The following is an 8,691-nucleotide window of genomic DNA, read 5'->3' as shown; positions in this document are numbered from 1 at the left end:
CACATTCTGTATCTCCTACTACATAAGCTTTTTCTGCTTCTTGTCCCCCTGTCAGTCTTTTGCCTCAAACATAGGGGTAGGAACGGGGGAGCTACCCTTACTTAAATGATTAATTGCCCATTCGTGCATTGCATAAAGAATAGGTTTTAAACTTTCACCTAAAGGGGTGAGGGAATATTCTACTTTAGGGGGAATTTGTGGGTAGACTTCTCGATGTATAATCCCATCAGTTTCCAGTTCTCGAAGTTGCTGGGTAAGCACTTTTTGGGTAATTCCATTTAAAGAACGTTGTAATTCTCCAAACCGTTTGACTCCAAAAATTAATTCTCTAATTATCAATACCTTCCAACGTCCACCGATGACTTTAATAGTAGTTTCTACCTCACAAGTCGCTTTATCATGTAATTGTAATTCACTGTTCATGGTTGAAACTTTAACTGGTAATAAAACAGAGAAAAATTAAAGACAGGACTTACGCAACTGGCACATTGGTAGGGTGCGTCAGACGGCATAAATCCTGCAAATAACCAGATTGTTGATATCTGACGCACCCTACAAGGGATAAAATTCACGTTACATATTTGGAGAATCTTGTCAATGCGTAAATCCTAAATTCTGATTTCTACGTTCAGAGACTAAAATGGTATTTGGTCAGTAACAGTGAGGTTCGTTTCTTCTGGTATTGACTCTACTTGTGTTTCCCCTGGTGTTGACTCTACTTTTATTTCCCTTGGCGTTGATTCTACTTTTCTTTCCCATCTTCTTGACTCTAAAGCCGTTCGGAATGCAGGAGATGGAAATAAACTTTTAAATCCAGCCAAACGTTCTGTTAAGCCCCCTTGTTCAGTATTCCAAAGACTTTCATAATAGAAAAAAGCCACACCCAGACCCCGTTGTTGGGCGGCACGGACTTGAGATTGAATTTGTTGCATTGATACTGGTTTAGTTCTTAAACCTGCCATAACACCGATTCCCGCAGGAATTTTTTGTTTTACTTCTTCCATTTCTGGACGGGACAACTTGTCAACAAAATGACCTAAGTTTTCCCTATAAACTTGTACAATTAACTCATCTACTATGTCTAATCGTACCCAGTTCAACCAATCTTGGAGTTGAAATTTATAGGCATGATTATAGTAATTAGGTGAGACAGAGAAAATCATTTTCGGTTTGATCTGTTTAACTGTTTGATTCAGTCTCACCATAAATTCTGTAATTTTATTTGCCCGCCAATTTACCCATTCTGGGTTTTGAGGATCACTTGGTGGCGTTTTTTTGGTTTCTTGTTGATATAAGGCAACTGTATATTTATCGTAGCCAAATTCATAAGGTAAACTCATGTGGTCATCAAACTGAATACCATCAAGATTATATTTCTGAGTCAGTTCTACTAGCAAATCGCTAATAAACTGTTGGACTTGGGGATGAAATGGATTTAACCATGAAACCTCTCCGCCGGCACTAATAGATGTTTGCGTACCATCTTTTTTTCGTGTTAACCATTCTGGTTTATTCATGGCTAATTCTGAACTGGGAGGAGTCATAAACCCAAATTCAAACCAAGGAATTACTAGTAAATTTTGCCGATGGGCTTTATCAATTAAATCGGCAAGAATATCATGTCCATCTAAGCCTTGAAATACAAATGGTTGGATTTCTAGACGTTTGGCGACTTGACTAGGATACATGACATAACCAGAATTCCAAACTACGGGATAGATAGTGTTAAAATTGAGTTGTTGCAGTTTTGTGACTGCTTCCTGAACTTTAGTCCTATCTTTAAGAATATCGAGATCATTATTTGTCATCCACACACCACGAATTTCTTGATCTGATGCTGGTTGTGCGGTAGCAGGTGTAAAGGTGTTTCCCCATAAAACTATGAGTAAGGAAATTAAAAACAAAGGCAGAAATAACTTTTTAAGTAATTTCTGAGAACCAAATTGATGGAAATTGAATTTCATTTTAATTTGCAATTATGGCAATGATATGGAATAAATTCAAGATATTTGACGTATTTAATCAAAAGTAGTGCCTGTTTTGCAAAATTTTTCTACTGAATACCAGCAAAAATAAATTTTTGAGCTTTATTAATTGATAACGAATTATATCTCAATTCGGTGCAGTTAAATCTAGAAATTAAGAGGATGTTTGAAAAGTATCAGAATTAATCGAGATCCCCCCAACTCCCCTTAAAAAGGGGAGCTAAATTCCTCAAAGTCCCCCTTAAAAAGGGGGATTTATGGGGATCTGCGGGTGTCAGATCCCACACGAAAAAGTTTTCAAACACCCTCTAAGGTTGACGGTTATAAATCCCGATTTATACTCAACACGGCTTAATTACTTGATTCTCCGGGTAGGGGTTTAGCAGTGATAAACCCCTACAAATCTGGGGTTTTCGTGATTTTACAAAAGTCCATGTCTCAACCGTTTTTAGTATAGCAAATTGCGTTTCACCAGACTAGCGACTACTGTGGCTAATTCCGCTGGTTCAATGGGTTTAGGCAAATGTAGCTCAAAACCTGCCTGTATAGCTCGCATTCGGTCTTCTACCCCAGCATAAGCTGTTAATGCGGCTGCGGGAATATTTCTGCTCTTTTCAGGGGATAAAGATAGCGTTCGCGGAGCGTCCCGGAGGGAACTAGCGCTGCTGCTTTCAGCAGATCGCACTTTACGAATTAAAGAATAACCATCTTCTTCTGGCATCCCAATATCACTAATTAAAACATCTGGTGTCCATTGGGTAAGCATCTGTAATGCTTCTTGCGCTGATGACACTACTTTAACTTCCGCTTGGCATTCTTCCAGTACCGTAGAAATAAATTCACGGCTATCAGCTTCATCATCTACGACTAATACTTTTATGCCCTCAAGTATTGGCAAAAAGGTGGCAGAATCCAGAAAGACAGAGGCAGATTTTTCGGTTTTTTCTCTATACTTTTGCGTTTCGGTATTTCTGCTTTCTTCTAGGAGTGGTAGATTGACTGTAAATATTGATCCTTGATGTTCACCTAAACTTTCTACATGAACAGTACCACCATGTAGTTCTGTTAAATGCCGCACGAGTGACAATCCTAGTCCTAGTCCACCATAAGACCTCGTGCTGGAACTATCAGCTTGACGAAAGCGATCAAAAACGTAGGGGAGAAAATCAGCACTAATCCCAACACCATTATCAATTACTTGGATTTGAGCATATTTTCTCAATGGTAGTTGTTGATAATTACTCCCTTCCGCCTGTAAAATTACTGATGTAATTTCTTCTCCTCTGCTCCTGTTCCCCTCTGCTTCCCTGCTATTTTTTAACTCTGGGTTGTCAATAGTAATTTTATTCAGCCTAATTTCCACATTACCGCCTGGGGATGTGAACTTGATAGCGTTGGTTAACAAATTCCAAATAATCTGTTGCAATCGGTCAGAATCACCGGAAACAATCACTGAAGAGGCTGAGAGCAAAAACGGACTTGTTTCCTCTCGTGACTCCCACGATTCACCAGAGTAGGGGTAAAAGTGCAAATTGATTTCCTTAGCTTGAGCGGCTAGGGAGACAGTTTCAATGGCTGAGTTAATAATGGGAACTAAATCGCAAGTCCGAGGATTAAACTTTAATTTGCCTCTGACGATGCGAGAAATATCCAACAGATCATCAATTAGCTGGTTTTGCTTTTTGGCATTGCGCTCAATAGTTTCTAGTCCCTGTGCTATCTGATCTTCGCTAAATTTACGGTTACGTAACAGATGAGACCAGCCGACTATAGCATTGAGAGGCGATCGCAATTCATGGGATAAAATTGCCAGAAACTCATCCTTCATCCGGTTAGCTTCCCGTAATTGCTCAGTTTGTGTCTGCAAAGAAGTGATCAAATTAGCTCTATCTATAGCGATCGCCACTTGCTCACATACAGCTTGCATCATTGCCCTTTGATTTTCATTGAATTGAAACAGACTCCGGCTACCAAAAGAAAGAGTTCCAACCAGCCGCCCCTGAGCGATTAACGGATAAGCATAAAAAGCTGTAATTCCCTGAGCGCGAATTAACTGTGTTATTGGATCGGTAGATTGGTTGATATGATCTAAAACAATTGGTTGCTGCGTCAGAGCGACAGTACCGCACACTGCTTGGCCAAACTCTAGTATTTCAATTTCCTGAGCCAGTTCCTCGGAAACACCTGTGTAAGAAGCTAACCTAATCACCGGAGAGTTTCCTATAACCACATAGTTAAAATAAACATCCAAATCAATCTGCTCTGCCAGTTCTCGAAAAACACCATCAATTAAGTCCACTGGTTCTTGGCTAGATAGGAGACTGTTAGCTGTATTAAATAGTAGCTGGAGATTCTCATAGCCTGATAACAGGTCTTTTTCTACTTGTTTAAGTTCAGTAACATTTTGCAAAGTCATGATACAGGTTTTTGGATAACCATGTATGGCTGGCAGAGTGTCAGAATAGATGAGGAGAGAGCGAATACCTCCAGAGTTATGCCAGTCTAGCTCAACTCCTGCCAAACTTTCCCCACGCGCCACCCGCACCCCCGGCATTTGTTCATTAGGGATGCGATCGCCTGCGGCATCAGTACAATAATAAACAGTGTGATATTCTTCTGCTGGTTTGTTTTTAGGAAATTCACCCCCAGCTAATTTATCAGCAGCTTGATTAGCAAATGTTACTCGTGCCGTTTCTGGCTCAATCAATATCATGGGAATCGGCATCCAGTTAAGGATATATTCTAGCCATTCTTGGTGATTTCGCAGCAATTTTTCAGACTGCTTCCGTTCTGTAATATCTAAAAATGCCCCGATACAGCCTCTAGATTTACCATCTTCATCAAATAGCGGCACAACATATTCCAGCAAATTGACAACAGTGCCATCATCATAGATAACATCAACTTCAGAATCCAAAATTTCCACACCATGAGCCGCAGCATACTGCATGGACAGTTCTTTTTCAGTCAGTTCTCTACCCTCACGGAAAATTTTAAATGTTGTTGGTCTTTCACCCACAGGAGCAGAAAGGGAGGCATTTTGATCAAACGGCATTTTCAGTAGCTTGGCAAAAGCCGGATTCATTTTAATAGTTTGACATTCTGGATCTTTCGCTATGCCAATATCAATAGGAATCATGTCCAACAAAGTTTGTAATTCGGTGACTCGTCGCCGTAATTTTTGGTTGAGTTTGAGAATTTTCTTCTCACTTTTCTGGAGTTCTGTCACTGCTGCTTGCTGTTCAGTTAAATCCAGGATAAACGCTACTGATTTCTCCCGTTTTTCTCCCACTAACACAAAACCAACCAACACCGGAACACGACTCCCATCTTTGCGAATATATTCTTTTTTAAATGGTACACAAGTACCATTCGCACTAGACTGGGCTTGAGCGGTTACTTGTTCATCAAAATCTAAATATTCTGGTGGTGTCAGATGCAGCCAGTTTATCCTGCCAGCTAATATATCCTCTTGTGTATAACCAACTATTCTCAGAAATTCGTCGTTTCCTTGTTCAATGCCACCATAAACGTCACCAAATAAAATCCCAATAATGTTAGCGTTGACAAAACTTTGTAGTTTCTCTTCGTTCATTTTTAATGCTTCTTCGGCGCGATAGCGTTGACGAGTCAGGCGATCAATTACCAGCGCACTTTGCCAAACTAAACAGCTAAAAACTATAATTAAAACAATAGCAAACAGCGAAATAGCAAAGCCTGGATCGTATAGCATTGCCCGTTGACCGCTAAGTATTAACCAACCCACTACAAAAGGGATAATTATTGCTGGGAATAATAACCGCCGCGCTATTACACCACCATAGCTATCATTAGTTATGACGCGCATTAACCCCTGCTTTGAACTCGCCCCCAGAATGCCGATACATGGTAACATTAAAGTCACTGCCGTATGCAATGCCATTGATCTTGCGTATGCGACAAGACTATAGAAAATTTGCTCTTTGTAAGCATATCCTATGACCGAATGGAAGGAAATCAAAGCAGTTATAATCGTGAAAATTTGGGCAACCCAATAGCTACGCTGTCTTCTTGGCTGAATAATTAGATGTAGAGCTAAACCAATCAGTGAAAAACTTAGTGCGGTGTTAATCCCCATGCGTCCAGGGCTAAATGTCGTCACCACTATTGTTGAGTCTCGAAATAACAGTTCATCAATCCCGAAATTCCAGCCAAACAAATATTGAATAATTGTTAGTAATCCAATTCCGGCTACTGTTACAGCACAAACTTGAGAAATCCTCAAGTAAAGAATACGCCTGGTTTCTCCTAAACTTGACCTCTGAACCGCCATGATTTGGGATAGCCACAGGGATAATCCAGATAGCAAAAAACATAATGCTGTATTTGCTTTCATTGTCGCAGGACTACCAGGAAAACCCAGTTTGAGAATTTCAATGTCAAAATACCAGCCTAGTAGTCCCAAGCTACCCACGAAAATAGCGATAGCTGCGCTCGCCAAAGGCATCGCACTGGTAGCTTTTACCACTACTAACTTTGCTGGTATTTTTAGTAAATTTCTGATCCTCCAATAATTAATATTTAACATTGAGATTATTGCACCCTTACCTAGCTATGGAAACAACAGACTTTTGATCAAATTTTGTAAAAAGTTACTCTTATAATTAAGCTGAATAATTTTATCTATTTTTTAGGTTTAATTGCAATATCACTTATGTTTTTTATAATACTTCTCTATTAATATCTAGAATCACAATCTTGAGAAAAATCTATCTGAGGGCATATTTTTTAATTCTTGATTGTATTGTATTTATCATTGTTGTTAGAAATTTTAAATAAGCAACTATGAAGATGACAGAATATCTAAAATTGTTATGATTGCTGAGTCTGAGGAAAAAATATAGGAAATTTAACTTTTTTGCTATTTTCTTATTTTTCTTCATTCTCAGCAGTTATAACCCAGTTATCATTAATCAACACTTATTTAGCTGTCACCATTACCAAATCGCTTAATTAAATCCTCAGGACGGAGATTAGAAATAAATTCCCGGAAAGCTTCCTGTTCCGCCTCATCAGCATCACGATCTACGGGAATAGAAGCATCAGCTACTACTTCTTCCATGACCCAGATAGGAGTATTTGTACGGAGAGCTATAGCGATCGCATCACTCGGACGAGCATCAATTTCTTTTTTGACATCCCCTTGCTGAAGAATCAACGCCGCATAAAAAGTATCTTTCTGCAAAGTATGAATAATAACTTTATCCAAAGTCATATTCCATGTTTCTAGCATATTCACAATCAAATCGTGGGTTAAAGGTCGAGGCGGCTTTTGATTTTCCATTGCCCCCATAATTGCTCTTGCCTGTTCTTGACCTATATAAATAGGCAAAGCACGACGATCTGAACCATCCTTCAAAAGTACAATTGGGCTGCGGGTGATTGCATCTAATGCTATACCAGCGACTTTCATTTCTATCATTGGTTCAGCCTCTAAAGTTCTTTAATCGCCTGGAAATCTGTAACAGATAATACACTCTTCATCAAATTAAAAATTAAGAATCAAAAATTAAAAAAAGCAACCTAAACAAGCTTTTTAGGAATTTTTAAGGGTTGTTTGACAGTCCCCGTGGTGTACTAACAATTAGGTATAAATAAACTAATTTCACACCATCTTAACAACTAATTTATTTATCCTTCATATTTTATCCTTCTTTAATCCTCCGATTCAAGTATGCCTGGGGATTGATGTTAATATGTTAATATTCATTTACCAAAATTGGGAAAGAAATTAAAATGGGAAAGCTTTACATTTTTTCCCAGAATTATTAGTTAATTTCCGCCAAAATTAGGGAATAAATAAAATTAGTTTTGGAAAAGCTGTGTTTACAGGATTAATTCAAGGTTTGGGAACGATAAAACCCTTAATGGGAGATTTGTGGCAGATTAGTTATCTGCATCAGTCAAAGATGCTCATTCAGGACTTAGCCTATGGTGATAGTGTGGCGGTAGATGGCGTGTGTCTGACAGTTGAAGAAATCTTAAAAGATGGGTTTATTGCCACCGCTTCACCGGAAACCCTCCGCCGCACCACATTGGGTCAAGAAGAAACTCAACAAAGATTCGTCAACTTAGAACCGTCCCTGCGGGTAGGTGGTAAAGTCGGCGGTCATTTTGTCATGGGTCATGTAGATGGAATTGGTCAGTTAATCACATCTGAACAAACAGCTAGTTCGTGGGAAATGACCTTTGTTGCCCCACAAGCGATCGCTCGTTATATAGTTCCTAAAGGTAGCATTGCCGTCAATGGTATCAGCCTCACCGTCGCTGCATACAAATCAGAATCATCTCAATTTACAGTCGCCGTCATTCCCCTAACCTACAGCGAAACCAATCTCAGTCATTTAGTCGCAGGAAGTTGGGTAAACTTAGAAGGAGACATCCTCGGCAAATACGTAGAAAAATTCCTAACTCCTGGAAATAATCACCAACAAGAAGAAATTACAACCGCCTTCCTAGCAGAAAACGGATATTTGTAAGAGGAATAGGAGTCAGCACTTCGGCTTCGCTCAGTGACCAGGTAGGGGCGCAGGGCCTGCGCCCAGTCAGGAGTCAGGAGGAAGAAAGAAGAAAGAAATTTCTCCCCTACTCCCCTACTCCCCTACTCCCCTACTCCCCTACTCCCCTACTCCCCTACTCCCCCTACTCCCCTACTCCCCCGCTCCCC

Annotated in this window: 5 protein-coding genes; 1 reads left to right on the top strand and 4 read right to left on the bottom strand. The window is 39.7% G+C overall.

The features are described from left to right. Positions 1–51: 51 nt before the first annotated feature. The 4 genes from FJR05_RS07920 to FJR05_RS07905 all read right to left on the bottom strand — a co-directional run bounded on the left by FJR05_RS07920 (position 52) and on the right by FJR05_RS07905 (position 7,446). Entirely contained in the window at positions 52–423 is a 372-nt protein-coding gene (locus FJR05_RS07920) for a helix-turn-helix domain-containing protein (RefSeq protein ID WP_168643612.1), read from the bottom strand. Positions 424–635: 212 nt separating this feature from the next. Further along, entirely contained in the window at positions 636–1,964 is a 1,329-nt protein-coding gene (locus FJR05_RS07915) for a glycoside hydrolase family 10 protein (RefSeq protein WP_168643611.1), read from the bottom strand. A 469-nt stretch (positions 1,965–2,433) separates the two neighbouring features. Next, positions 2,434–6,552 carry an ATP-binding protein gene (locus FJR05_RS07910; protein WP_168643610.1) on the bottom strand — a complete coding sequence of 1,373 codons (4,119 nt, stop codon included), beginning with the start codon at positions 6,550–6,552 and terminating at the stop codon, positions 2,434–2,436. 396 nt (positions 6,553–6,948) lie between these two features. Beyond that, a complete protein-coding gene (locus FJR05_RS07905) occupies positions 6,949–7,446 on the bottom strand; it encodes a bifunctional nuclease family protein (RefSeq protein ID WP_168643609.1) in 498 nt (165 codons plus the stop codon). Positions 7,447–7,846: 400 nt separating this feature from the next. On the opposite strand from FJR05_RS07905, the gene FJR05_RS07900 reads away from it, so the two are divergent. Beyond that, entirely contained in the window at positions 7,847–8,503 is a 657-nt protein-coding gene (locus tag FJR05_RS07900) for a riboflavin synthase (RefSeq protein ID WP_168643608.1), read from the top strand. The last annotated feature ends 188 nt before the right edge of the window (positions 8,504–8,691 follow it).

The organism is Dolichospermum sp. UHCC 0259 (assembly GCF_009711935.1).
GTDB lineage: Bacteria > Cyanobacteriota > Cyanobacteriia > Cyanobacteriales > Nostocaceae > Dolichospermum.
This window is presented reverse-complemented; position numbering and strand designations above follow the sequence as displayed.